The organism is Gottfriedia acidiceleris (genome assembly GCF_036421055.1).
In the GTDB taxonomy this organism is placed as follows: Bacteria; Bacillota; Bacilli; order Bacillales; family Bacillaceae_G; genus Gottfriedia; species Gottfriedia acidiceleris_C.
Map to the genome: position 1 here is coordinate 228573 of NZ_JAZGQS010000004.1, position 24832 is coordinate 253404.

Genomic DNA, 24832 nt, shown 5'->3' on the forward strand with positions numbered 1-24832 from the left:
CTCTTATTCTTTTTTCTTTTCTCTCCTCATCCTCAAAAAACTGGCGAAAATATTCAGAATATTAAGGGGGTTCTTTATGTTTGATAAGTTTATGAATTCAGATAAGAAGAAAATTAAAAGATTGTTTAAAATTGCGAATATATGCGTTAAAGAAAAAGATGTTTTGAAGTATCCTGTTTACACTAGAAAAGAAGTTCATGAAAATTACACTTCTTATATTTTTACTTTACCATTAGGGATTCCGAGTAAATTAATTCAAAAGTTTCAGGAAATCATTTCAGAAAGTTTATATAAACCGATCCTAGTCGAATACAACAATTACTTATTAGAAATAAAAGTATTCCATCATGAAATGCCTACTTTTTATGATTGGTCACCAAGATTCTTAAAAGATAATACTTGGGAAGTTTGTATGGGTAAATCATTAGACGATTACATTTATCATGATTTTGAAAAAACACCTCATATGACTTGTGGAGGAATGACTCGATACGGTAAAACAGTATTTCTTAAAAATGCTATTACTGATTTAACATTGCAGCAACCAGAAAATGTAGAATTTTATATTTTGGATTTAAAAGGCGGTTTAGAATATATTCGACTTAAATATTTGAAACAAGTAAAAGCAATTGCAGAAAATCCTTTAGAATGTTTAGAAGTACTGGACCATATTAAAAGCCAAGTCGAGGAACGAATGAGAGTTATGAAAGCTAATGATTTTACAGATATTCGAGATAGTTCAATTAAAAAACGTACTTTTATTATAGTGGATGAAGGAGCGCAATTAGCTCCAGATAGATCAATGAGTAAAGAACAAAAGAGTTTGTTAGGTTCTTGTCAAAGGGCGCTAGAATACATTGCAGCAGTTTCTGGTGGTTTAGGGTTTAGATTAATCTTTTGTACGCAATATCCAACAGCAGACACTTTACCAAGACAAATAAAACAAAATGCAGATGCAAAGATTGGTTTTAGATTACCAACTCAAATTGCAAGCCAAGTTACTATGGATGAAAATGGTTTAGAAGAATTACCTAGATTGCCAGGGAGAGCGATCTATAAAACAGATATATGTACAGAATTACAAGTACCTTTCATTGATAATAAGAAAATGTGGGAGGTTTTAGAGCAATATGAGATCAAAGAGACTCCAAAAGGAGAACAGATGGTACGAAATTTTAAACACTATGGCAGTACTGAAGTATGCGACAAGAAAACAACTACAAGCGATACACAAATTACAGGGAACAAGGAACAGCCAAAGGATACTGAAAGAAATGATGGATTCCGACTTACTATTGAACACTAAAATTGATCATGAAAATGTTTTTTATTTATCTAAAAAAGGAGCAGAACAAGTAGGAGTTGAGCCAATTAAAAAGAGTAATCAAATAGAGCATATATTATTAAGAAATCAAGCTTGGATGTTTTTAGAGTTTCCTCGATGGTATTTAGAAACACCTATAGAATTAACAATTAAAGGTAACAAAAGAAGTTTAATTCCAGATGCTCAATACATTAAAGATACTTTGTACTGTATCGAAATAGATAATCAACAGAGATTAATTAAAAATAAAGAGAAGTTAGAAATGTATGGGGAGTTAAATAAGTTGTACGAAAGTAAAAATAAGAAAAAGATTGTGGTTAGGTTTTTTACTACTTGCGAATCCAGGAAGAAGAAACTTGAAGAAATAGCTGGAAAGAACCAAGTCGTTTGTGAGGTTTATGTAATAGATTATTAGGGAAAGTTTTAAGAAAGACTTTCATATTTATGAACGGATTTTTGGTGATAAGATGGCATGGTCAGAAGATGAGAAAATGTGGTTTAAGAATGACGTTAAACATGACAAATTAAATTAATAAGTGAATCCATTTTGAATCCAAAATATAAATTACATTACGAGAAATAATAATAAGCGATAATAAAACGAAAACACAAAACCCTTATAAAACAAGGGAATATAACATGCAACAAAACAAGGCAATAATTCATAAGATAATAGGTGATATTATGTTTAGAATTGGTTCAAGAATTGTTAAAACGGCGTTAGGGAGTGCACTAGCAATTTTTATTGCACAATCGGTGGGGGTTCATTTTTACTCGTCTGCTGGAACATTAACAATATTATGTATACAAACTACTAAAAAGCGTTCATTAGATACAGCATTGAGAAGGTTTTCTGCATGCTTGCTGATTATCTTGTTTTGTATTTTTTTCTTTCATATTTTTGGTTATACACCTTTAGCGATTGGAATATTACTTTTATTTTTTATTCCAAGCTTAGTAAAACTTAAAATTCAGGAAGGAGTCATTTCTAGTGCAGTTATCATGCTACATCTATATGGTCTTAAAAAAATTACACTTCCAATAATAGCAGATGAGTTAACTGTAATTGTAATAGGAATTGGAGTAGCTTTACTTTGTAATTTATATATGCCCAGTTTAGATGATCAAATAAAAAACTATAAAGTTCAAATTGATTCTAAATTTTGCTTTATTTTTGAGAAGATTTCTATTTATTTAAAAGAACCAGCTACTAAATGTTTTTTAGAAGAATACGATGAAACAGTAAAAATGCTTCAAGAAGCGAAAAGAATTTCTAAATTAGAAATCGATAATCATTATTTTAAATCTTCGAATGATGAAGATTATGAATACTTTTTATTAAGAGAGAGGCAACTTGAAATTATTCACCGTATTATTGAAACGGTCTGTGACATTAAAGTGAGTAACGAACAATCTCATATTTTATCCAAGTTTTTTAATGATTTAAGCTTTTCAATAAATCCAATTATAAGTGGCGTTATATGCTTACATCAGTTAGAAGAAATCTATCATATGTTTCGAGCAATGCCACTACCACAAACATCAGATGATTTTGAAACTAGAGCAGCGGTTTTAACGATCATCAATGAAATGGAAAGTTTTTTGATTATGAAATCAAGGTTTAAGGGAAAATAAGCTAAGCGAATTTAAAAAGGAGTTGCTTTATTTGCTTAAACTAGTTCTATCACTACTTTTAGTAATTGGTCCAGTATGGCCTCTTGGTCAAAATCCAAGGGTAGGGGAACCCTTTATTATTATTAATAAAAAAGTAAATAATTTGGCTTATATAGAAGATGGTAAAGTCCTAAGGATTTATCGAATTGCTACTGGAAAAACACCAGATTTAACTCCTGAAGGTATTTTTAATATTACATATAAAGCCAAAAATCCATATTGGCGCAAAAAGAATATTCCGGGTGGGAATCCTAAAAATCCCCTAGGAACTAGATGGATTGGTTTTGACGCATTAGGTACTGATGGTTCCATTTATGGTATTCATGGAAATAATGACCCTTCATCAATTGGTAAATATATATCAAACGGTTGTGTAAGAATGTATACAAATGATGTGAATGAACTTTTTGATAAAATTCCATATGGAACGAAAGTGTTAATCACAACATCATCAAGTTCATTTGAAGAACTAGCACGTGAACAAGGTGCGATCAGATAAAAAAGAGGATTCACCATTAACATCTAAAGATGTTGATGATGAACCCTCTTTTTCCATATTATTTGACCTTTTATAACATTGCAGCGATACCTGCAAGTAAAGTAGTAGCAAGCATTGATATTAACATAATCATAACGACTACCTTTTGTGTTTTTTTTCTCATGTGATTACCACCTTATATTAAAGAATTACAATTTATTAATTAGAATAATACAAGTGTTGTCCTATTTTAGCACATGTAGGATATTTTTTACAGTCTAAGCTACTTAATTAGTAACTCTCTCGATTAAACGTGATTCATCAGATTCCCTATTAAATACGCGTTCTTTTACCCAAATAAAAAAGGGTCTCACAAGCATTTTTAGCTTACGAGACATCCTTTTTTATTCACATGTATTGAATATTTTACTTAACTCCAACAGCGTCAAATGCTTTATTTACTGTAGTTACTTCAGAGGAGCTGGTACCGAAAAGGTCAGAAGCTGCTTTCACTAATGCTGCACGTGCTTGACTGAAGGTAGAGGAAGCTGTTAAGTAAACAGTATTTGCACGATAGAAAATTTGAGCGAGTTTATCATTTCCGATTCCTGTAACAGTCACACCGTAAGCAGTTCCACCTTGAGCAATTAAATAAGCAGCCTTATTAATAATACCGCTATTTGTATGAACTCCGCCATTGTCAGATGTTCCAGTGTAACGATTTGCATAGTTATCTGGATCTCCATATTTAGTTGGATTACTCATCGAACGAAGAGCATCACCTGCAATTTTTGGCGTATAAATATCTTCACCAATCTCGTAATCAGGGTTTTTATTATTATAGAACTCTATTAAAGTACCAAAAATATCAGATATTGCTTCATTTAGTGCACCAGATTCATTTTGGTAAGTTAAATTTGAGCTAGTTTCTGTTACAGCGTGAGTTAATTCATGTGCTACAACGTCAATCCCCCCTGATAATGGAATAAAGGTTGTACCGTCACCATCGCCATAAACCATTTGCGTACCATTCCAAAAAGCATTGTTGTAATTTCGGCCATAGTGGACACTCGATTTAAGTGCACCGCCTTTATTATCATAGGAATTACGATTAAAAACATTTTTATAATAATCAAATGTTAATCCAGCAAAATAATGTGCATCAACTGCAGCTGCATCATAAGTGCTATTTAGGAGGTTATCCGGACTTGTCCAAAGTGTACCAGCAAGACGTGTTCGGTTTGCCGCATCATAAGTGAAAATACCACCTTGGGCTCTAGTATTATCTTGTAAATAATAAGTTGAACCTGATAAGGTCATGTTTATTGTTTTTGTATCACCAAGTACGCCAACTCCTGTTCCAGTTGTATTCGTACTACTTGTTGTACCACCTGGTTTTGTCGCAGGGGCACTACTATCTGCTTCATCTAAATTATTATAGCTATTTAATATTTTTCCCGTTGATGCGTCAATGAAATAATTAAAGTTACCAGGTTTAGGAGAAAGGAAATTTAAGTTTACAAGATAAGCGTAAGATGCTTCATCACCATTTGTATAAACTACTAGATCAGCTGTAGGGGATTTTTCATAGATAGGAGTATAACCAAGATCGGCTTCTGCAATTTTAATTGATTTGTTGGCATTTACTTTCTTTTCAGATTTCAATCCTTTTTTCGTATCGAGATTAGGTGCTACCGTACCAGAGAATGCTGTTAAAACCCCATCATCTGCAACTAGTGCTGTTTGAGTAGAACCCCAAACAGGTACACCATTATATACTTGTTGCAGTCGAAGAGCGGTACCTAACAGATCTTTCTGACTTGACTTAATGATGAATGATTCTTCTGAGGATTTCGAACCGAGTTTGAATTTATCTTTGTTTGCATTCACATATCCAAGTACAATGCTCTCAGGACTTTGAGTTGATGATTTTGTCAGCTGTCCTGATACAAATTCAGGAGAACCTACAGATTTATTATACTTGTAGCTAGATAATACATTTTTGGGGGCTGCATATGTATTTGTTATTGAAAAACTACTTGCTGCTAATCCTAAAGATAACCCAACTGCCAAAACTTTTTTGTTCACTTAAATTCCTCCCTAGTTAACAAATGGTAATAACGAGCTAATATTATCATGTAATCTAGTAGGTTTTCAAACTACAAAAAACTGCAATAATTGCACTATTTTAGGAAAAATAAGTCTTTTATATCGAGTCTATTAAACTACTCTGAGGATAAATAGTCATATTGTTTTATTAAAAGAGAAAAGTGAGGGGAATGCTGTCGAACTTTTTTAATTGCTAGTAATTTTGCTGTTTAGCTTTATGTTCAATCATACAAAATCAGTGCTTCATTTTTATTGTTATCTCTTAAATACAGTTGTATATAGCTACGTTTTTAATCATGTTTGTCCACTTTCTTGAATATTGTTTAAATAATAGCTTATGTACTTTTGAACAGATTACAGTACATAAAAAATCTCATATTTTTCTAAAAAAAGCATTGATTTGAAGGAGAGGGCAAAAAAATGTTCACAAATATAGATCATATGGCAATCTGTGTAAAAAATTTAAACGATAGTATTAAAAAATATGAGGGTGATTTAGGTTTATCATACTCATATCGAGAAATAGTTGAAGACCAAGGTGTGGAAATCGCATTCTTTAAAACAAATAAAATTAATATCGAATTAATCCAACCACTTACATCCATAAATCCTGTACATAAATATATTGAAAAAAAAGGTGAAGGTTTGCACCATATTGCTTTTCAAGTAGATGACATCGAAAAATCACTATTTGAACTAAAAAAACGCCAATTCAATTTAATCCATCATTCACCACGTAATGGGAGTGAGGGTTCAAAAGTTGCCTTTATACACCCTAAACAATTCGGAGTATTAATTGAAATTGTTCAAAAAAGGGGGGAGTTTCATGAGCAAGTATGATGATCTTTATAAACTATATGAAAAGAAATCTGAAATAGAGCAAGGTGGAGGATTTGAACGGATTGAGAAACAACATGAACGTGGAAAGTTTACAGCACGAGAAAGAATAGACATGCTATTAGACGAAGGGAGTTTTGTTGAGTTATTTAGTTTTGTCCAGCATCGTTGTTCAGATTTTGGTATGGATGAACAAAATGGTGCATGTGATGGAGTTGTTACAGGTTATGGAAAAATTAACAATCGAACAGTCTTTGTTTTTTCGCAAGATTTTACTGTGTTCGGTGGTGCTTTAGGCGAAATGCATGCGAAAAAAATAAGTCAATTAATGGACATGGCAGTACAGTGTAGGGCTCCGATTATTGGTTTAAATGATTCAGGTGGTGCGAGAATCCAAGAAGGTGTTCTTTCTTTAGATGGTTATGGACATGTTTTTTATCGAAATACGATTTATTCTGGGGTCGTACCACAAATTTCAGTTATTATGGGGCCTTGTGCAGGTGGTGCAGTCTATTCGCCAGCAATTACTGATTTCGTTATTATGGTTAATGGTACTAGCCAAATGTTTATTACTGGACCAAAGGTAATCGAAAGTGTAACAGGTGAAAAAATCTCTGCAGAGGATTTAGGTGGAGCTAAAGTCCATAATGAGATAAGTGGAAACGCTCATTTCCAAGCTGAGTCAGAAGAAGAAGCCCTTAACGTTGTTAGAAATTTAATGGAGTATTTACCAGCCCATTGGGAAGAAAAAGCACCTATTAAAATGAAAACTGAAAAAGATATAGATGATTTAATGGAGCTAATACCGGATGAAAGTAGTCGACCTTATGATGTTAAAAAAATAGTAGAAATGATAGTAGATGATGACTCCTTTTTTGAGGTTCAAAAAGATTTCGCTAAAAATTTAGTTGTGGGATTTGCTAGATTAAATGGTGAAGTAGTAGGTCTTGTTTGTAATCAACCTAAATTTATGGCTGGAGGATTAGATTTACATTCAGCAGATAAAGGGTCAAGATTTATTCGTTTTTGTGATAGTTTTAATATACCAATCATTACTTTTGTTGATGTGACAGGGTTTTTCCCTGGTGTAAAACAGGAGCATGGAGGTATAATAAGACATGGTGCTAAGCTTTTATATGCGTATTCTGAGGCAACAGTTCCAAAAGTAACAGTCATTACGAGAAAAGCATTTGGTGGAGCATATGTTGCATTAAATAGTAAATCAATAGGAGCGGATTTAGTATTTGCATGGCCAAACGCTGAAATCGCTGTAATGGGTGCTGCAGGTGCTGTAAATATATTATATGGAAAAGAAATCTCTCAAAGTAATCGACCAGATGAGTTAAGATCAGAATGGATGAATCAATATAAAGAGAAATTTTCTAATCCTTACGTTGCTGCAAAATACGGTTTAGTTGATGATGTAATTGATCCAAGGTCGACTAGAAAAAAGCTTATTCAATCATTAGAAGTTTTAAAAAACAAAAATGAAAAGCGCCCAGCAAAAAAACATGGTAATATACCTTTGTAGACATTTTTTTACATATTCAATATGGAGGCATAACACAAATGATAAATGAACAACGTATAGTCGAAGAATTTTTAGAATTAGTACAAGTAGACTCTGAAACTAAGTTTGAAGCTGAAATTGCAAAGGTTTTAAAACAAAAATTAGAAGCCCTTGGAATGAATGTTTTTGAAGACGACACGATGGGTGTTACTGGTCACGGTGCTGGAAATATTGTTGCTACAATTCCTGCTACTAAAGAAGGCGTTGACGGTATTTTCTTCTCTTGTCATATGGATACAGTTACTCCAGGTAAAGGAATCAAGCCATCAATCAAAGATGGATATATCGTTACTGATGGAACGACAATTCTAGGTGCAGATGATAAAGCTGGTATTGCAGCATTTTTAGAAGCTGTAAAAATCATTAAAGAACAAAATATTGAGCATGGTGAAATCCAATTCATTATCTCAGTTGGTGAAGAATCTGGATTACATGGTGCTAAAGCAATGGATCCAAAATTAATCACTACTAAATTTGGATATGCACTAGATAGTGATGAAGAAGTAGGTAACATTATCGTAGCAGCTCCTACTCAAGCTAAAGTAATTGCAACTATTTATGGTAAAACAGCACATGCTGGTGTTGCACCTGAAAAAGGCGTTTCAGCAATTACGATTGCTTCTAAAGCAATTGCTAGAATGCCACTTGGTAGAATCGACGAAGAAACGACTGCTAATATCGGACGTTTCGAAGGTGGAAGTGCAACAAATATCGTATGCGATCAAGTGAATATTTTAGCTGAAGCTCGTTCATTAATCGGTGAAAAAATGGAAGCTCAAGTAGCTAAAATGAAAGCGGCTTTTGAAGAAGCAGCTACTGAAATGGGTGGACGTGCTGAAGTAGAAGTTCAAATTATGTACCCAGGATTTAAATTTGGTGATGGAGACCACGTTGTTGAAGTTGCAAAACGTGCAGCAGAAAAAATTGGACGTACTCCTGCATTAAAACAAAGTGGTGGTGGATCTGACGCGAACGTATTCGCAGGTCATGGTTTCCCAATTGTAAACTTAGCAATCGGTTATGAAGAAATCCACACGACAAATGAGAGAATGCCAATTAAAGAGTTAGTAAAAACTGCTGAAATGGTCATTGCAATTGTAGAAGAAGTTGCTAAATAATTAAGTAAAAAAAGGGCTGTCTTATCGATCAGAAAACTGATAAATAAGCGCCCTCTTTTTTTGCGATTCTTTGGAGTTTAATAGTATTTTTGCTAATTTTAATGGCTATTTTCAGATTATATTTACAGACCACTGTTTAAGAAAAGCGAAATACAAAGCAGGAATGACCAGACTAAAAGTTCATGCCCTATAGAAAGCGAGCATCCAGTGTGGAAATCAGCCACAATCAATTGATTTTCATTTTCGAACAAAAAAGACAAAACAATGCCTCGTCTTTTAAATAGTTAAGAAGTCTAAAAACTAACTCTAACTTGTAGTTAAACGTTTTCTATATAGGAAAAAGAATACAATCGCAATCAATAAGGCAGATGAAAATATGACTAAACTATACTTTGCAAAAATAGACGCTACTTTATCCCATTCTTCACCAAAAATTTTTCCTAATGTAATAAAAGTGAATCCCCAAAGGATAGCTCCAATAAATGCAAACGTTGCAAATTTTCTATAAGAATATTTATTAATGGCAGCAAAATAAGCAGTTAAATGCCTGACTCCTGGTATAAAAAATCCTATTATAAGAATATATGGTCCAAATTTTGTAAATAAGTTCTTTGTCAGTTTAATTTTTTTCTCTGTAATATGAACTTTTGGTCCATATTTATTAAGTAAAGGTAGACCAAATATGTATCCAAGTATATAACTTAATGAGATTCCACAAATGATTCCAATAATCGCACAAGCTAATGAAGGTAAATATAACATTCTACCTATAAATACATTATAACCTATGTATACTAAAAGAATTTCATCTGGTAGTGGTAACCCAATAATTCCTCCTATTAATGCTAAAATGATGCCTAAATAACCATAGTGACTAATTAATAAGTTTAAATGTTGAACCATTGATCATACACATCCTCGATTTTTTCCCGTGAAGTAAATAGGCAAAAATTTATTTTAAAAATAATATCATTGTATACAAACAAAAGTATTTTATAGTATTTTCTTAAATATGGCAATTAAATTTCAAATTATTTTGTTATTATTAGAATGATTTAATACTACTATAGAAATTAATGAAATTTAGGTGGGAAATATGATTAATTATTATGAAATAACCCCAAGTATATTTAGTAGGAAAGAAACAATCATCATGTTTCATGGTTGGGGTTCAACGATAGAATCACAAAAACAACTTGGAAAAGAGTTATCTGAATTAGGCTTTAAAGTTGTTATTCCCGAAATGAAATACCATGATTCGAGACAAGCCCTAAATAATCATTTCGATCAAGAGATTTTACAAACATATTTTTGGAAAACGATATTTGAAACAATTGATGAAGAAGATGAAATGATCTATCTGCTTAATTTGCATAAAGAAAATACGATTCTCTTCGGTAGTTCGATGGGTGGTTTTATTGCAAGTGGAATTTTTTTTACAAATAATAGTTATGCTGGACTAATTAATGTTAATGGATCAAGTTCTTTTATTTATTCTGAGAAGGATTTTCGTAAAAAAGATAGTAGAGTACCATTAAATGAAAGTGAATTGGAAACGTTTGTAAAATATGATCCTAAATTTAAAGAAAGTACGATAAGAAAGCCTGTTTTATTTTTACACGGCGAACAGGATCTGGTTATTCCAATAGGAGGGCAGCTGGATTTTTTAACAACAAAACATAATGATGATATAGATTTACTTAAATATAAGGATGTAAATCATACGATCACAAGTAGTATGAAAAACGACATAATCAATTGGCTTAATACAAAATTTTAAAAAGAAGGGGATTTTATATGAGTGAAAATTCACTACCAAATGGATTAGCTAAACCTGCTATTAGAGCATTAACTTCAGCTGGTTACTTACATTTGGAGCAATTCACACAATTAAGAGAAGTGGAAGTATTAAAATTACATGGGATGGGACCTAAGGCGATTATGACAATTAAAAATGCATTGGAAGAGAAAGGATTATCTTTTAAAAAATAATATTGAGTAGACTCAAGAACTGATTGATTTTCAGTTCTTTTTAATTCTTTTTTACCAAAAGTTGCTTAGATATTATTATAAATTATAGTGATATAATGAGCTTTATCGAGTTATTTAAAAAAAGGAGGAAGGCTATTGAAACCAAACTTGACTCCTATACAAAAAAAAGGAAACCGATATTATTTAACTGTAAATAAGAAATTTTGGATTAGCCATTTTATTTCATTTTCTTGGTTACTTTTTTCTATTTATATATCAATTCCTTGGGTAAAGGATTTGTCAGAGGTTGTTACTACGCCAGTAGCAATTATCATAATAGGTGGTATTGCCTATATACCAGGCTATATGAGCACGTTTTTAGTCATAAGTTTACTACTTGATAACCAACCGAATTTTAAAAATGAATTTCCAAGTGATTCGGTAACTGTATTAGTGGCTGCTTATAATGAAGAAGGTGCTATTTTTAATACGTTAAAATATATATCAGATCAAGACTATACTGGTGAAATAAACGTTATCGTAATTAATAATAATTCAACTGATGGTACAGATCGGGAAGTAATGAGGGCGAAAAAAGAGTTGAATTCAAAGATTACTTTATTACATCAACCAAAACCAGGTAAGTTTCATGCACTTAATTTAGGCTTGGAGTATGTAAAAACAACTTATGTCATTACATTAGATGCAGATACATTAATCCATCCTTCTGCAGTAAGATACTTAGTTTCAAGAATAAAAAGTAGCCCTTCTGATGTTTGTGCTGTTGCTGGCTCCATGTTAGTTCGTAATAGTCGTGAAACTTTTTGGACTAAGATTCAAGAGTGGGACTACTTCTTAGGAATTGCGTCAATAAAAAGGCTTCAGGGATTATATCAAGGAACACTTGTTGCACAAGGGGCTTTTAGTTTATATAAAACTGATTGTGTAAAAGAAGTTAAAGGTTGGCCAGATGCAATTGGAGAAGATATCGTTTTAACATGGAGACTTCTACAAAAGCAATGGAAGGTATATTTCGAACCACTAGCAGTAGCATTTACTGATGCTCCAACAACTTTTGGCCATTTTGCTAAACAAAGATCAAGATGGGCAAGAGGTATGGTTGAAGGACTGATTGAAATAAAACCGTGGCAACAGCCACAAATTTATACAAAGTATTTAACTGGTATTAATCTCATGATGGTTTACTTAGATTTTATTTACACTTTATGCTGGATTCCTGGTTTGATTTTAGCGTTTTTTGGAATCAACATTATTGTCGGTCCAATGACATTATTAGTTCTCCCATTAACATTTATTAGCTATTCAATCCTTTATTTTTACCAGAAAAACTATGTATTCCGTAATTTAAATTTAAGAATAAGAAATAATCGTATAGGATTTCTGTTCTTCCTATTATGTTATCAAATGATTATGTCACCAGTTTCACTTTATGGCTATATTCAAGAATTCTTTAAATTAAAACGAGTTTGGGAATAAAAACAAAAAGGGATCACAAAAGTCAAAGTACTTTTTGTGATCCCCTTTTTTATAAATTATTTGTTTCTTTCTTTGTTGAGCTATCTAACTTCATCTTTAATTGAACTTCTTGATCCGCGATAATATCATCATCTTCAGCATTATCACGAACAACCTTTTGAGTTAAAATAGAGCCTACAGCTACTAATAGCATTACTGCAATATAGTAACCTTTTTCGTTTAATTCCATATCTGCATTATAAAGTCCGATACAAAACAAGAATACTCCTGCAACTAATGTAAAGTAAGCTAAAACAGTAAATGCTGGTGTGTTTCTACGTCTGTGCTTCTGCAAATTTAATCACGCTCCGGATAAGATTTTACATAATTGTTTAACGTTAAAAAATGCTTATAAAAAGATAGAAATAATTTCAAAAAATTCTTATTGTCTGATATTATTATATAAAATTTGTTAAGAAATAGTAATAAAATTCTAATAAATTTGTAAATTATAAAATATTACTGGAATTTTTTAGGGGAAATCTAAATAAAAAATAGAGAAATACAAAAAGAGGCTATATTTATTTGGAGAGGATGGTCTGATATTGAGTAATAGAGGTACTAGTATTGGAGGAATCGTTTTTGTAGGATGTATGTTTCTAGGTGGAGGCATTGGAAGTTTATTACATGAATCACATTCAGGTTGGCTAATTGGAATGGGAGTTGGATTTTTAGGCCTTGCCTTAACAAGATTTCTAATAAAAAGTTAATTGGTGAACTAAAAAGAACCAAAAGGTGAAATGATAACCTTGTGGTTCTTTCAAGTGAAGAGGAACTTTATAAATAAAATCGATCTCTTATTTCTTTTGAGGGGATCATACACGATTTGTTTTTTTTCAAAAAATTTAAAACGATTTCTTGCGATTAGTCTATATAAAAAGTCACGTATTGTTTTTGGGATTATTATAAAAGTATAGAAAAATTTTGGCCAACCTTCTAAATTTTTTGCAATAGAAAGTGCAGCTGAAGATTCAATTTTTATATTTCCATTTTGTACAAGAATTATCGAGTCAATTGAACTAAGTTCGGGGTGATCCTTTTTGAGATTTCCTCCGAATGAGGATTGTAGTGCGGCAAAATGAAAATAACCTTTTTGGTCATGTTTAATAATAAATTGAACAGCCCCATTGCATAATATGCATTCTCCATCAAATAAAATAATTGATCTCTCATCCATAAAATATCCCCTAAAAAGATTATTCTTGGTTCACCATATGGTAAGCAACATTTCTTAAATGTTGTAATAAAGGCTCTTTAATTTCTTCATCTAAATCGACATCATCCATCGCTTTTCCCATGCAATCTAACCAGTCGTGAGCTAATTCAATTGTAATTGGAAACGGTAAATGACGTGCGCGCATTCTTGGATGACCACGTTCCATACTATAATATTGTGGTCCACCTAAAAACTGTGTTAAAAATAGCTTTTGTTTACGTGCCGTTTCCTCCCAATCACCAGGAAATATTGGTGAAAGTCTCTCATGCTTTGAAACATAAGAATAAAAAGTATCCACTAGTTCTTCTAATTTTTCTTTCCCTATATAATCATACATTGATTGATTTTCGTTACTCAAAAGAAAAAACCTCCATTAATTTCAAAAAATACAATTTAGATAGGTTTATTTTATCTCTTTTTGGACTTTATGAGAAGTAAATAGGAGCCTAGGAGTATTCAAAATACATTTATTTAATTTATGATTAAATGATGATGATTACTCATAGGAGGTTCATGAGTAAGTAAAAAAGGATGAAGATGAATAAAACATACTTAAAAAAGTTCATCAGTAAGTAAAAAAGCAAAAATATGAAATTTACTTACTCATAAAGAATTTATATGAACTAATCTTCTAAATATCTATAAAAAGTCGTTCAGTCAAAAGTTGTGTATCAAACCATAGATTCGTTAATATTTTTTGAATTTTATTTTGCATAGCTTTTCTCCTTTATTACAAAAACGTTTATAATAATTAGATATTAGAATAGATATGATTTAAACTTTATCAGTTTTAATTTTATTCAACAATAAATACACGTAAATAGGAAATATAAAAAAATTGATATTATACTAGCATAGGAGGTGACTCAATGAATCAATGGGCACCAAAGAGCGGAAGAGTCATTTTACATGTTGAAATGAATTCATTTTTTGCTTCTGTTGAAATAGCAAATGATCCATCATTAAAAGGAAAACCAGTAGTTGTCGCGGGCAATGAAAAAGAGCGCAGGGGAATTATTGTAACTGCGAGCTATGAAGCTCGAGCTTATGGAATTCGGGCAACAATGCCATTATGGGAAGCTCGAAAAAAATGTCCTGAGATGATTGTGAAAACTCCAAATTTTGAAGCTTACCGAAAAGTCTCAAGGCAAATATTTGAAAAATTAGGTGCAATAAGTCCAAAAATTGAAGTGGCATCAATTGATGAAGGCTATATTGATATAACTGATTGTGATGAAAAACTAGGTCATCCAATTAAAATAGCTGAATTGATCCAGTCAATGTTGTTAGAAGATCTTGATATGCCATGTAGTATCGGTATTGGTCCAAATAAATTTCTTGCAAAAACAGCTTCAGATATGAAAAAACCACTAGGAATTACTGTTCTTCGTAAGAGGGATGTTCCTACTCTTTTATGGCCTAGAAAAGTAGGAGAGATGCATGGTGTTGGTAAGAAAACTGAAGAAAAATTAAATGAAATTGGCATTATTACAATAGAAGATTTGGCAAAAAGTAATGAAAAACAAGTACACGAATTATTAGGTGTAAACGGTAAATCCTTAAGAAATAAGGCCAATGGAATAGATGAGAGAGAAGTCGATCCTAGTCGTATGCTTTCACATAAGACAATTGGCCAATCAACGACATTTTCATTTGATGTTTTTGAGGAACCAATTATTGGAGAAAAGTTTGAAGCTCTATCTAAACGAGTAGCTGAACGATTAATTAAGAAGGGGTTAGTTGCTGATACAGTGACAATTACACTTCGATTTAGTGACCGAAAAACAATTAATAGAAGTAAAAAACTTACTACACCTGTACAACAAGCTAATGAAATCTTTAAAGAGGCATTTGATCTATGGAAAAGAAATTGGAATGGAGAACCATTACGTTTAATTGGAGTAACTGCATCACAATTAAATCCAAAAGATGAAATATCAAAGCAATTGGATCTTTTTTCTTTTGAAAAGGATGCCAAACAAGAACCATTGATTGAAACATTACATAAATTGCAAAATAAATACGGAGAACAAGTTATTAGTTTAGGGAGACAAAAAAAGAAAATTGACTCAAACAATATATTAGATATATTGAAATCTACAGAGTAAACAGTAGTTGGGCTTTCAATTGAAGGTCCTTTTTTTGTTGCCTTCGTTTTTTAACGAAAAAAAAGACGATCTATTAATTAGACAGTCTTCAAAATAGTTAATATAACCGTTTAAACTTTCTCAATAATAATTTTAGTTGCTGTAGGAAGATATTGTTTCACTGCATTCAGTACATTTTGATCATCTTGATATGCACCGACTTGTACTCCGTCCACGATTACTCTATGCATTTCTGGCTTAGCCTTAGCAGTTAAGTTAAATGCTTTTACTAATCCATTTACATGTCCTTGTGCTACTTTTTGACGCCAATTAGGGTCTTTTAGTTTTGCAGCATCGCTTGCATTATCAATGAAACCATTTTCAGTTAAAATCGCTGGCATATTTGATTCACGTAATACATGAAAATTAGCTTTCTTTTTACCACGATCAGTTAGTCCATTAAGCTTAACGATTTCTGGATGTAAATCGTTTCTGTATTGAGCTGAAGTAGACGTATCTGACAAACTATCATGTATATAATCCTCGTAACCAGACGCTGTTGTATTAAATGAATTGATATGAACAGATAAAAAATAGCTGGCACCCCATGAGTTTGCCTCGTTAGTGCGGTCAGATAAAGAACGATCAGTATCTGTAGTTCTGCTCATTCTAACCTCAACGTCATTATAGTTATTCAATAAATCTCTTATTCTTAATGCGATATCCAAAGTTAGGTCTTTTTCCATTAATCCATTTCCTACTGCACCTGAATCAGAGCCACCATGCCCTGGATCTAAATATAGTTTCAACATTATAATAATCTCGTTGCCATAAATTGTAGTTTGCTCCCCTATTCGATCGATTTGCTTAAAGCTACTCTCCTTTGGTCTAACATTCCAAGGGGGTAAATATTATATCTTAAAATTATTATTTTAAAGCAAACAATAAGGCAACGTTACCTCCTTTCTTATACAAAGTTTTAGAAGTATTACAGAATATTATTGCGTTTTATCTGCTAATGACCCTCTTAATGATAATGTATTCAAAGTAGCCTTTAGTTGAAGTGGACAAGCATCTAATGTATATAATCAAATTTTAGATATTTAGTTGAATTAGACATTATTCTAATCGATTCTTTATTTTGATAGATAGTTTAGTAGGGGAATCCTAAAATATTGTCGAATTTAAATAGTAAGTTATTCTGTTTTCCAAGGTAACTATTGCAAAAGAGCCAAGGAGGAAAGTATATGTATACAAAAATGAAAGCGAATGAACACGTTTATGCATCACATCGTAATGTGGTTTATGCTAGAAATGGAATGGTCGCTACTTCCCAACCATTGGCTGCACAAGCGGGCCTGGATATATTAAAAAAGGGTGGTAATGCAGTAGATGCCGCGATCGCTACAGCTGCTTGCCTTACAGTAGTCGAGCCTACTTCAAACGGTATTGGTGGAGATGCTTTTGCATTAGTTTGGATGAACGAAAAGTTATACGGTTTAGATTCAAGTGGACCAGCACCTAAAAATATATCGATTGATAAAGTAAAAAATTTAGGGTATGAAAGCATGCCTAAGTATGGTTGGATACCGATAACTGTTCCTGGAGCTCCGGCTGCTTGGGTAGAATTATCGAATCGGTTTGGGAGACTTTCGTTAAAGGAAGTACTACAACCTGCAATTGAATATGCTCGAGAAGGGTTTCCGATTTCACCTACACTAGGTAAGTTTTGGAAGAAAGCTTATGAAATATACAAAAAAGAGTTAAACTCTGAGGAGTTTGTTGCTTGGTTTGATACGTTTGCTCCAAATGGAAGAGCTCCTGAAGTAGGAGAGATTTGGTCGTCACTGGATCATGCAATAACTTTAGAAAAAATAGGCGAAACAAATGGAAAAGATTTTTATAAAGGTGATATTGCAGATAAAATGATTGCTTCTTCAAATCAATATGGTGGTTTTTTAACTAAAGAAGATTTAGAGTCTTTTAAACCGGAATGGGTAAATCCAATTAGCATAAATTATAGAGGCTATGATGTATGGGAAATTCCACCTAATGGTCAAGGAATTGTCGCACTGATGACTTTAAATATGTTGAAAAATGACCAGTTTGATGACAAAGAGAATGTAACTACATATCATAAACAAGTTGAAGCAATGAAGTTAGCTTTTGCTTGTGGAAAGGAATATGTAACAGATCGAAAGTTTATGAAGACTTCGGTAGAAAGCCTATTATGTGATCAATATGGAAAAGAACGCTTTTTAGGAATCACTGAAACTGCTCATACACCATTACCGGGAAGACCGTCTAGTGGAGGCACTGTTTATTTAGCAACTGCTGATGGAGATGGAAATATGGTCTCTTTTATTCAAAGTAATTATATGGGTTTTGGGTCAGGTATCGTAATTCCTGGAACTGGAATTGGAATGCAAAATAGGGGGTGTGATTTTAGCTTAGATGAAAAACACGCCAACGCTTTAATTGGTGGAAAAAAATCATATCATACGATTATTCCGGCATTTTTAACAAAAAATAATAAAGCAATTGGACCATTCGGTGTAATGGGTGGTTATATGCAGCCTCAAGGCCATGTTCAAGTAATCATGAATAGTATCGATTTTCATTTAAATCCACAAGAAGCTTTAGATGCTCCTAGATGGCAATGGATTGAAGGGAAGTTAGTAGAAGTTGAACCTAGTTTTCCTCAAGAGATTATTGAAGAGTTACAGGCTAGAGGGCATGAAATTAACGTTGCAAAGGATACTGGAAGTTTCGGGAGAGGCCAAATTATTTGGAGAAATGAAGATTCTGGCGTTTTAATGGGTGGAACAGAATCAAGAACGGATGGTTGTATAGCAAGTTGGTAAATATGAAAAGGAATTGATTGAATGAAACAATTAGAAATATTTATCGCGTTTTTTCGAAGTAGTATTTTAGGATACGGTGGAGGACCATCTACGATTCCTCTAGTATATAAAGAAGTCGTTGATACGTATAAATGGATGAAAGATGAAGAGTTTTCTGAAATATTAGCAATAGGAAATATGCTCCCGGGTCCAATCAATACAAAATTAGCAGGTTATATCGGTTATCGTATTGGTGGTTTAATCGGAATGCTTAATGCAATCATTGCAACGATTTTACCGACTATCATTTTAATGATTATACTTTTAACATCATTATCGTCTTTTAAAGATATAAAATGGGTTAATGGGATGAAGGAATCAATCGTACCTGTTGTAGGGGTAATGTTAGGTGTATTAACATGGCAATTTTATCAAAGTTCAAAAAAAGGATTGAAAACACCAACTATCTTAATTCATCTTGTTAGCGGTTTGTTTCTAATTCAATTTTTACATATACACCCAGCGATTATTATTGGTGGATTACTACTATTTGCAATCTTCCAACCAGTAAAAGCAAATTCCTCAAATGACCATCAGACGAGGAAGGGGAGTACAAACAATTGATTTATTGGAAATTATTTCTTTCATTTCTTATAACGAATCTTTTAGGATATGGTGGAGGACCCGCAACAATCCCATTAATTCAAAATGAAGTTGTTACACAAAAACACTGGTTAACAGGGCAAGAATTTCATGAAGCGTTTGCAATGGGAAATGCTTTACCAGGACCTATCGCCACAAAAATGGCTGGCTATATTGGATATAAAATTGGAGGAATCTTTGGTTCCTTTACAGCAGTCTTTGCAACGGTATTCCCTTCTTTATTGTTAATGATTCTACTAATTGGGCTTCTTTATAAAAATCGTGAATCAATTCGTGTGAAGAGAATGACAGCATATGTAAAACCGACAATAGTTGTCCTTTTAGGCGTACTTACATATCAATCTTTTTCTGATTCGTTTCATAATATTGGAGCATTCCAAGTTATTTTTATTGCAGTTTGTACATTTTTCTTAATGGAAAAATTTAAAATTCACCCGGCTTTTGTAGTACTTGGTGCTTTAATATACGGTGCCATTAATCTATAAAAATAAAAAAGAAACCAACTAATTGGTTTCTTTTTCTGTTTCTTTTTCTTTTTCTTTTTCCTTACTCATAACTTCTTCATAATCTTTATTAAACCAAAGTGGATCCATATTATCTACTTCACCATTATAATTAATCAAAATTTCTTCGCCAGCTTTAATGTCTTTGTAAGCGAAAAAATCAAATGTGTGATTATCAAAGTTAATATCGTATGTTGCATTTGCATCATAAGAATGGTTGAATAGCATTCCGTATCCTAGAAGAATCGCTGAATGGTTTATACCATATTCAAATGCATAGTCTGCTAATAAAGTTTTCTCGATATGTTCATGTTCCTCGTTCGGGTAAGAAATAACTGGCGCCTCATGTATTAACTCACCTTTTGCAATATCACGTGTTGCAAAGACACCTCGATTAAATTCACCGTCACTCAACGTAGAAGTTTTTATTTCAATCATAATTACACCTATAATTCTCTCTTAAGTCTTATAGATAGTTTGCCACTATTTTAGATATAAATCAATTTTTTTATCTAACTTTTCGAGAGAAAGAAGTAGTAAAACTGAGAAACGTCTTCTATGAAAAACTGATAAAATTAAAAAAATCTAAGTATATATTTTGCCAAAACATCAAATTATAAAATTGTTATATATATATAGGGAGGCAGATTATAATGAAGTTTTTTTATAAGATTATGATTTTATTGATTGTAATGTCTTCTATTCTTCCAGGAAATAAGCAGGTAAATGCAACTAGCAAAAAGGAATTTCTGCGAATCGAAGGATATAAGCCAAACCAAACTGTAAACAAAATTCCTTATCTAGCTGATATTTTCCAGGTTTCAACAAATCAGATTCTAGTAACTTTTGATTCACAAGTTGATCTTAATTTAGGTACAAAAGCTTCATTTTATTGGATTCAAAGTTTAACTGATAAAATCCCTACCGGAATTGCATCTCTAGGAAGCAAAAGTCAATTTAATGCAAGGAATGCTTTATCAAATAATCAAGTTACAATTACAAAGGTACAAGGAGATAACAATTCATTCTTGTTAACCTTCAAACAAGAAATTCCTTCAAATAAGAGATTTAAACTAGCAGTTCGTCATTTGCACGCTCCCGGTGGAAAACCATTTAATGGTATGAATGGTATGAAAGTATTCACAGGTAAATAATTATTATGCTTACAAACTAAAATCCCCCATAAAAGAGGGGGTTTTTTGCTTTTTATGGAACATTTAGCTTACTCCCAAAAAATTCTTAAAAAAATATAAAATATTGAATTGACTTTAACGTTGCGTGAAGGTGTATTGTAAAGATGTCAGGAGGTAGTCGCAATGGAATATACAGTACAAAAGCTTGGACTTCTAGCAGGAATCAGCACTAGGACATTAAGATATTATGATGAGATTGGGATTCTTAAGCCGGCAAGAATTAACTCATCGGGGTATCGGATTTATGGTCAAGCGGAAGTAGATCGCTTGCAACAAATCTTATTTTATAGAGAACTTGGTATGAATTTAGAAAATATTAAAGAAATAATTACATCGCCTGATTTCAATAGTGCCAAGGCGTTAACTGAGCATCGTAAGAAGCTTCTTGATAAAAGAAAGCAATTGGATTTATTAATTTCAAACGTTGAAAAGTCAATTGCACAAACGGAGGGGAAAATTAAAATGTCAAATAAAGAAAAATTTGAAGGTTTTAAGAAAGATATGATCGAAGAAAATGAAAAAAAATATGGAAAAGAAGTACGTGAAAAATATGGAGATGAAGTTGTTAATAAAGCAAATCAAAAAGTAATGAATATGACAGAAGATGATCATAAAGAAGTAACACGTCTTGCTGAAGAATTAACAAAAACATTAGCTGAAGCATTTAAAACAGGTGATCCATCAAGTGAAATTGCACAAAAAGCAGCTGATTTGCATAAACAATGGTTAACTTTTTATTGGAGCAAATATAGTAAGGAAGCGCACGCGGGCTTAGCGCAAATGTATGTAGACGATGAGCGCTTTAGAGCACATTACGATAAGGAACAACCTGGAACTGCTGAATTTTTAAGAGATGCAATTCATATTTACACGCAACATACAAATTAATTTTGGAATGGTGTACTTAGATTCTTTCTATGTACACTTTTTTTATATTTTTTTGGAAAAAAGTAGTAAATGTATTCAATGAAATTTGGTATAATTATTTTTATGATTATTTAGTTTGACGTAAATTTTGAAGAGAAGTATTATAAATTTTTAAATAATGGAATGTTTCTGTACAATATAGGTAAGAATTTGATTTAAATAATTCAATTTTTAAACTAAGGATGTACTAAAATGGACGAACAATTTATACCGAGGAAAGAGCGACATAAGAAGCGCTTTATTAGAAAGCGTCAAAATATTGAGCGTGAAAAAATAAAATTTAGTACTTATCTATTAAGTGTATTTTATTATTTTTTATTATTTTTAATTTTTAATCTTGTACAATTTTATATATTTCAGCATGTTAATCACACCATTAAATCACTTGGGAATTTTGATTTGGCTAGAGCAATCATATCTGGATTAATTTATTTACTATGTATAATTTGTATAGAGGATACTTATAGAAGATATCGAATGCCTTCAACTTTTATCCGAATTTTAATACCAATTTTAGTTTTTATATTAGCAATCGTCACTATGTATACTTTAATAAAAGTATTTTTCTAAAGGTTTTTGCTTAGGGAAACAGCAAAAAGTATTACTTCATAATATGATGTAATACTTTTTAGTTTGTTGGCGATCAGATAAGGAGTGTAGAAAATTCTTTAGTTTATAGATGGGAGATTCAAATCACTTTATTTTGAATCTTTTACACTCATTTCTAATAATCTTTTTTGAATCCATACAGCGGATTGGGTACCATCGCCCATTGCTATTGTGACTTGTTGAGAATGGGCTACTAAATCGCCGGCTGCCCATACATTTGGAACATTCGTCTCCTTTGTCCGTGGGTCTACAATAACATGCTTATTATTTAAAAGATTTACTCCTAGTTGTATAGCAAGATTATTTTGTACTTCATTTCCACCAAAACCAATAAAAGCTCGGTCCCCATAAATTATCTCACCATTTTGTAAACAAATTCCTTTAAAAGTGGAATCGTCTTCTTTTAGTACTTCTTTAATTTTTTCTTTTCGATAGTGAATGCCAAATTTCTGTAGTTGGCCAGTTAATTTGGAATCAAGATCATTTCCATCATGATTAATATATGTAATTTGTTTTGACCAATAAGCTAATGTTATGGCAAGATTTGCACCAACATTACCTGATCCAAGTATTAAAACGCTTTTATTTAATATTTCATATCCATCACAGTCTGGACAAACATAAATTGTCGATCCAAGACAATCGACTAGATTTTTAATTTGAGGAATTCGATCAATTAGTCCAGTTGCTAGTAAGACTGTTTTTGCAGAATAAGATTTTCCTGCTTTCGTCTCTATGATGAATTGATTGTTTACGTTTTGTATACTTAAAACTTTATCTTGGGTGAATGATACACCATAAACTTCAGCATGTTTTCTTCCTAGTTGCCTTAGCTCTTGTCCACTTACACTATTTGGCCAACCTAATATATTACGATATGTTTTACATAATGTTGAGCGCCCATAATTTGAGTCAATTACGAGTACATTCCTTTGGTATCGACCAAGCTGAATTGATGCCTGTAAACCTGCGAAACCTCCCCCTACTATAATACATTCATATAACTCATTCATAGACTTGTCTCCTAAATCTTTTAATGCAAAATCGTATATGTTCAATTTTTCCAATTAAGCAATTTCTAATCACGATTTCTCAATTAATCTAATTGTAGAAAATTAAAAGATTTTTGATTGATATATTCTGAATATTTAGGTACGATTTTTCTATTAACTTATTTTAAATTGTTGTTTTTTGTGGAGGGAGCAAGAATGAGCGCAGATAAGATTGCCTTAACAAATTCTAGAACAAAGGGAATTATTCTCGTATTAACTGCCGCAATATTATGGGGCATATCTGGAACTGTTGCACAATTTGTATTTCAAAGAAATCATTTTAGTCCAGAATGGTTAGTAGTTATTCGATTATTGTTTTCAGGAATCATCCTATTAATTTTTGCTAGTCTGAAAGAAAAAAGAAATATAACAGAAATTTGGAAGGATAAAAAGGATGTCTTAAGTTTATTGTTATTTAGTATTCTTGGGATGTTAGCAGTTCAATATACATACTTCGCTGCAATAAAAGCTTCAAATGCTGCTACAGCGACAATTTTGCAATATTTAGCACCTGTCATTATTACATGCTATTTGGCAATTAGTTTAAAAAAAGTACCAACTAGAAAAGAAGTACTGGCTATCATTTTAGCGCTTGCAGGGACATTTTTATTGGTAACACATGGAACGATTAGAGGATTGTCTATTACTGGATGGGCATTATTTTGGGGGCTAGCTTCAGCTTTTGCTTTAGCATTTTATTCAATACAACCTCAAAATCTTTTAAAAAAATTTGGGTCGACAATTGTAGTAGGTTGGGGAATGCTAATCGGTGGAATTTGTTTTAGCTTCATACATTCACCTTTTAATTTCCAAGGTCATTGGTCGATAAGTGCATATTTCGGAGTAATTTTTATTGTTATATTTGGAACGTTAATAGCTTTTTATTGCTATTTAGAGAGTTTAAAGTATATTAATGCTTCTGAATCTAGCTTACTTGCATGTGTGGAACCATTATCCGCAGCTGTACTATCAGTAATTTGGTTAAGCGTAAATTTTGAAATGCTAGACTGGATTGGAAGCCTATGTATTATTAGTACAATTGTCATTTTATCAATGGCTGATCGAAAAGATTCTAATTGACGATTATCTGTCACAAAAGAGCATAAAAAGACAGGACTCAAT

At 32.2% G+C, this 24832-nt stretch carries 28 protein-coding genes; 19 read left to right on the forward strand and 9 right to left on the reverse strand.

Annotation, left to right across the window (positions count from 1 at the left end; all coding sequences use genetic code 11):
• Positions 1-76: 76 nt before the first annotated feature.
• From RAH41_RS08285 to RAH41_RS08300, 4 genes are all read left to right on the forward strand, one after another.
• Complete coding sequence (locus RAH41_RS08285; RefSeq protein WP_331221786.1) at positions 77-1306, forward strand: FtsK/SpoIIIE domain-containing protein; 1230 nt, start codon at positions 77-79, stop codon at positions 1304-1306.
• Positions 1227-1739 carry a hypothetical protein gene (locus tag RAH41_RS08290; protein ID WP_331221986.1) on the forward strand — a complete coding sequence of 171 codons (513 nt, stop codon included), beginning with the start codon at positions 1227-1229 and terminating at the stop codon, positions 1737-1739. The genes RAH41_RS08285 and RAH41_RS08290 overlap by 80 nt, the downstream gene beginning before the upstream one ends.
• Before the next feature lie 224 nt (positions 1740-1963).
• On the forward strand, positions 1964-2959 hold the full coding sequence (locus tag RAH41_RS08295; protein WP_331221787.1) for an aromatic acid exporter family protein: 996 nt from the start codon (positions 1964-1966) through the stop codon (positions 2957-2959).
• A 22-nt stretch (positions 2960-2981) separates the two neighbouring features.
• On the forward strand, positions 2982-3497 hold the full coding sequence (locus RAH41_RS08300) for a L,D-transpeptidase (RefSeq protein WP_331221788.1): 516 nt from the start codon (positions 2982-2984) through the stop codon (positions 3495-3497).
• A gap of 70 nt (positions 3498-3567) precedes the next feature.
• On the opposite strand, the gene prli42 is transcribed toward RAH41_RS08300, so the two are convergent.
• Together prli42 and RAH41_RS08310 are read right to left on the reverse strand one after the other, a co-directional pair.
• The gene (prli42, locus tag RAH41_RS08305) at positions 3568-3660 is read right to left on the reverse strand and encodes a stressosome-associated protein Prli42 (RefSeq protein WP_156339731.1); all 93 of its coding nucleotides are present in this window, start codon (positions 3658-3660) and stop codon (positions 3568-3570) included.
• 242 nt (positions 3661-3902) lie between these two features.
• Positions 3903-5564, reverse strand: a complete 1662-nt coding sequence (locus RAH41_RS08310) for a M4 family metallopeptidase (RefSeq protein WP_331221790.1) — start codon at positions 5562-5564, stop codon at positions 3903-3905.
• Positions 5565-6005: 441 nt separating this feature from the next.
• Here RAH41_RS08310 and mce point away from each other — a divergent pair, with 441 nt between their 5' ends.
• From mce to RAH41_RS08325, 3 genes are read left to right on the forward strand one after another with little or no spacing between them, the layout of a single operon-like run.
• Entirely contained in the window at positions 6006-6425 is a 420-nt protein-coding gene (gene mce, locus RAH41_RS08315) for a methylmalonyl-CoA epimerase (RefSeq protein WP_331221792.1), read from the forward strand.
• Positions 6412-7953, forward strand: a complete 1542-nt coding sequence (locus RAH41_RS08320; protein ID WP_331221794.1) for an acyl-CoA carboxylase subunit beta — start codon at positions 6412-6414, stop codon at positions 7951-7953. Before mce ends, RAH41_RS08320 begins: the two co-directional genes overlap by 14 nt.
• A 38-nt stretch (positions 7954-7991) precedes the next feature.
• Complete coding sequence (locus RAH41_RS08325; protein ID WP_331221796.1) at positions 7992-9110, forward strand: M20/M25/M40 family metallo-hydrolase; 1119 nt, start codon at positions 7992-7994, stop codon at positions 9108-9110.
• 306 nt (positions 9111-9416) lie between these two features.
• On the opposite strand, the gene RAH41_RS08330 is transcribed toward RAH41_RS08325, so the two are convergent.
• Positions 9417-10013, reverse strand: a complete 597-nt coding sequence (locus RAH41_RS08330) for a DedA family protein (RefSeq protein WP_331221797.1) — start codon at positions 10011-10013, stop codon at positions 9417-9419.
• 193 nt (positions 10014-10206) lie between these two features.
• Between RAH41_RS08330 and RAH41_RS08335 the strand changes: the two genes are divergently transcribed.
• From RAH41_RS08335 to RAH41_RS08345, 3 genes are all read left to right on the forward strand, one after another.
• Positions 10207-10890 (forward strand): alpha/beta hydrolase, encoded by a 684-nt coding sequence (locus tag RAH41_RS08335; protein WP_331221799.1) that lies wholly within the window; start codon positions 10207-10209, stop codon positions 10888-10890.
• A gap of 17 nt (positions 10891-10907) precedes the next feature.
• Positions 10908-11102 (forward strand): DNA-binding protein, encoded by a 195-nt coding sequence (locus tag RAH41_RS08340; protein WP_331221801.1) that lies wholly within the window; start codon positions 10908-10910, stop codon positions 11100-11102.
• A gap of 135 nt (positions 11103-11237) precedes the next feature.
• Entirely contained in the window at positions 11238-12578 is a 1341-nt protein-coding gene (locus tag RAH41_RS08345; RefSeq protein ID WP_331221802.1) for a glycosyltransferase, read from the forward strand.
• 49 nt (positions 12579-12627) lie between these two features.
• On the opposite strand, the gene RAH41_RS08350 is transcribed toward RAH41_RS08345, so the two are convergent.
• Positions 12628-12912, reverse strand: a complete 285-nt coding sequence (locus tag RAH41_RS08350) for a YiaA/YiaB family inner membrane protein (RefSeq protein ID WP_098847085.1) — start codon at positions 12910-12912, stop codon at positions 12628-12630.
• Between the two features lie 250 nt (positions 12913-13162).
• Here RAH41_RS08350 and RAH41_RS08355 point away from each other — a divergent pair, with 250 nt between their 5' ends.
• The gene (locus RAH41_RS08355; RefSeq protein ID WP_331221992.1) at positions 13163-13327 is read left to right on the forward strand and encodes a hypothetical protein; all 165 of its coding nucleotides are present in this window, start codon (positions 13163-13165) and stop codon (positions 13325-13327) included.
• A gap of 50 nt (positions 13328-13377) precedes the next feature.
• Here RAH41_RS08355 and RAH41_RS08360 read toward each other — a convergent pair whose 3' ends face one another.
• Positions 13378-13794, reverse strand: coding sequence for a thiol-disulfide oxidoreductase DCC family protein (locus RAH41_RS08360; RefSeq protein ID WP_331221804.1), 417 nt, complete (start codon positions 13792-13794; stop codon positions 13378-13380).
• 19 nt (positions 13795-13813) lie between these two features.
• The gene (locus tag RAH41_RS08365) at positions 13814-14191 is read right to left on the reverse strand and encodes a hypothetical protein (RefSeq protein ID WP_025672250.1); all 378 of its coding nucleotides are present in this window, start codon (positions 14189-14191) and stop codon (positions 13814-13816) included.
• A 511-nt stretch (positions 14192-14702) separates the two neighbouring features.
• Here RAH41_RS08365 and RAH41_RS08370 point away from each other — a divergent pair.
• Positions 14703-15941: a DNA polymerase IV gene (locus RAH41_RS08370; RefSeq protein ID WP_331221805.1), complete on the forward strand. Its 1239-nt coding sequence runs from the start codon at positions 14703-14705 to the stop codon at positions 15939-15941.
• A gap of 110 nt (positions 15942-16051) precedes the next feature.
• Here the strand turns inward: RAH41_RS08370 and RAH41_RS08375 are convergent, their stop codons facing one another.
• Positions 16052-16732 (reverse strand): N-acetylmuramoyl-L-alanine amidase, encoded by a 681-nt coding sequence (locus RAH41_RS08375; RefSeq protein ID WP_331221806.1) that lies wholly within the window; start codon positions 16730-16732, stop codon positions 16052-16054.
• Between the two features lie 435 nt (positions 16733-17167).
• Here RAH41_RS08375 and RAH41_RS08380 point away from each other — a divergent pair, with 435 nt between their 5' ends.
• Genes RAH41_RS08380 through RAH41_RS08390 form a run of 3 tightly spaced genes read left to right on the forward strand, consistent with a single transcriptional unit; the run spans position 17168 to position 19911 of the window.
• Positions 17168-18784 carry a gamma-glutamyltransferase family protein gene (locus tag RAH41_RS08380; protein WP_331221807.1) on the forward strand — a complete coding sequence of 539 codons (1617 nt, stop codon included), beginning with the start codon at positions 17168-17170 and terminating at the stop codon, positions 18782-18784.
• 21 nt (positions 18785-18805) lie between these two features.
• Positions 18806-19387 carry a chromate transporter gene (locus tag RAH41_RS08385; RefSeq protein ID WP_331221809.1) on the forward strand — a complete coding sequence of 194 codons (582 nt, stop codon included), beginning with the start codon at positions 18806-18808 and terminating at the stop codon, positions 19385-19387.
• Entirely contained in the window at positions 19384-19911 is a 528-nt protein-coding gene (locus RAH41_RS08390; RefSeq protein WP_331221811.1) for a chromate transporter, read from the forward strand. Before RAH41_RS08385 ends, RAH41_RS08390 begins: the two co-directional genes overlap by 4 nt.
• Positions 19912-19929: 18 nt before the next feature.
• Here the strand turns inward: RAH41_RS08390 and RAH41_RS08395 are convergent, their stop codons facing one another.
• Entirely contained in the window at positions 19930-20367 is a 438-nt protein-coding gene (locus RAH41_RS08395) for an SET domain-containing protein (protein ID WP_331221812.1), read from the reverse strand.
• 215 nt (positions 20368-20582) lie between these two features.
• Here RAH41_RS08395 and RAH41_RS08400 point away from each other — a divergent pair, with 215 nt between their 5' ends.
• The 3 genes from RAH41_RS08400 to RAH41_RS08410 all read left to right on the forward strand — a co-directional run bounded on the left by RAH41_RS08400 (position 20583) and on the right by RAH41_RS08410 (position 22619).
• Positions 20583-21083 (forward strand): hypothetical protein, encoded by a 501-nt coding sequence (locus RAH41_RS08400; RefSeq protein ID WP_331221813.1) that lies wholly within the window; start codon positions 20583-20585, stop codon positions 21081-21083.
• 162 nt (positions 21084-21245) lie between these two features.
• The gene (locus tag RAH41_RS08405; RefSeq protein ID WP_331221814.1) at positions 21246-22010 is read left to right on the forward strand and encodes a MerR family transcriptional regulator; all 765 of its coding nucleotides are present in this window, start codon (positions 21246-21248) and stop codon (positions 22008-22010) included.
• 231 nt (positions 22011-22241) lie between these two features.
• Positions 22242-22619, forward strand: coding sequence for a hypothetical protein (locus RAH41_RS08410; RefSeq protein WP_331221815.1), 378 nt, complete (start codon positions 22242-22244; stop codon positions 22617-22619).
• Between the two features lie 128 nt (positions 22620-22747).
• On the opposite strand, the gene RAH41_RS08415 is transcribed toward RAH41_RS08410, so the two are convergent.
• On the reverse strand, positions 22748-23671 hold the full coding sequence (locus RAH41_RS08415; protein ID WP_331221816.1) for an NAD(P)/FAD-dependent oxidoreductase: 924 nt from the start codon (positions 23669-23671) through the stop codon (positions 22748-22750).
• 195 nt (positions 23672-23866) lie between these two features.
• On the opposite strand from RAH41_RS08415, the gene RAH41_RS08420 reads away from it, so the two are divergent.
• A complete protein-coding gene (locus RAH41_RS08420; RefSeq protein ID WP_331221818.1) occupies positions 23867-24790 on the forward strand; it encodes a DMT family transporter in 924 nt (307 codons plus the stop codon).
• Positions 24791-24832 lie beyond the last annotated feature (42 nt).

Excerpts from the sequence above, each read along its gene's own strand:
- RAH41_RS08285 (WP_331221786.1), top strand. The coding sequence starts at position 77 with ATGTTTGATAAGTTTATGAATTCAGATAAGAAGAAAATTAAAAGATTG.
- RAH41_RS08295 (WP_331221787.1), top strand. The coding sequence starts at position 1,964 with ATGCAACAAAACAAGGCAATAATTCATAAGATAATAGGTGATATTATG.
- prli42 (WP_156339731.1), bottom strand. The coding sequence starts at position 3,660 with ATGAGAAAAAAAACACAAAAGGTAGTCGTTATGATTATGTTAATATCA.
- mce (WP_331221792.1), top strand. The coding sequence starts at position 6,006 with ATGTTCACAAATATAGATCATATGGCAATCTGTGTAAAAAATTTAAAC.
- RAH41_RS08320 (WP_331221794.1), top strand. The coding sequence starts at position 6,412 with ATGAGCAAGTATGATGATCTTTATAAACTATATGAAAAGAAATCTGAA.
- RAH41_RS08325 (WP_331221796.1), top strand. The coding sequence starts at position 7,992 with ATGATAAATGAACAACGTATAGTCGAAGAATTTTTAGAATTAGTACAA.
- RAH41_RS08330 (WP_331221797.1), bottom strand. The coding sequence starts at position 10,013 with ATGGTTCAACATTTAAACTTATTAATTAGTCACTATGGTTATTTAGGC.
- RAH41_RS08335 (WP_331221799.1), top strand. The coding sequence starts at position 10,207 with ATGATTAATTATTATGAAATAACCCCAAGTATATTTAGTAGGAAAGAA.
- RAH41_RS08340 (WP_331221801.1), top strand. The coding sequence starts at position 10,908 with ATGAGTGAAAATTCACTACCAAATGGATTAGCTAAACCTGCTATTAGA.
- RAH41_RS08360 (WP_331221804.1), bottom strand. The coding sequence starts at position 13,794 with ATGGATGAGAGATCAATTATTTTATTTGATGGAGAATGCATATTATGC.
- RAH41_RS08370 (WP_331221805.1), top strand. The coding sequence starts at position 14,703 with ATGAATCAATGGGCACCAAAGAGCGGAAGAGTCATTTTACATGTTGAA.
- RAH41_RS08375 (WP_331221806.1), bottom strand. The coding sequence starts at position 16,732 with ATGTTGAAACTATATTTAGATCCAGGGCATGGTGGCTCTGATTCAGGT.
- RAH41_RS08380 (WP_331221807.1), top strand. The coding sequence starts at position 17,168 with ATGTATACAAAAATGAAAGCGAATGAACACGTTTATGCATCACATCGT.
- RAH41_RS08385 (WP_331221809.1), top strand. The coding sequence starts at position 18,806 with ATGAAACAATTAGAAATATTTATCGCGTTTTTTCGAAGTAGTATTTTA.
- RAH41_RS08395 (WP_331221812.1), bottom strand. The coding sequence starts at position 20,367 with ATGATTGAAATAAAAACTTCTACGTTGAGTGACGGTGAATTTAATCGA.
- RAH41_RS08400 (WP_331221813.1), top strand. The coding sequence starts at position 20,583 with ATGAAGTTTTTTTATAAGATTATGATTTTATTGATTGTAATGTCTTCT.
- RAH41_RS08405 (WP_331221814.1), top strand. The coding sequence starts at position 21,246 with ATGGAATATACAGTACAAAAGCTTGGACTTCTAGCAGGAATCAGCACT.
- RAH41_RS08410 (WP_331221815.1), top strand. The coding sequence starts at position 22,242 with ATGGACGAACAATTTATACCGAGGAAAGAGCGACATAAGAAGCGCTTT.
- RAH41_RS08415 (WP_331221816.1), bottom strand. The coding sequence starts at position 23,671 with ATGAATGAGTTATATGAATGTATTATAGTAGGGGGAGGTTTCGCAGGT.
- RAH41_RS08420 (WP_331221818.1), top strand. The coding sequence starts at position 23,867 with ATGAGCGCAGATAAGATTGCCTTAACAAATTCTAGAACAAAGGGAATT.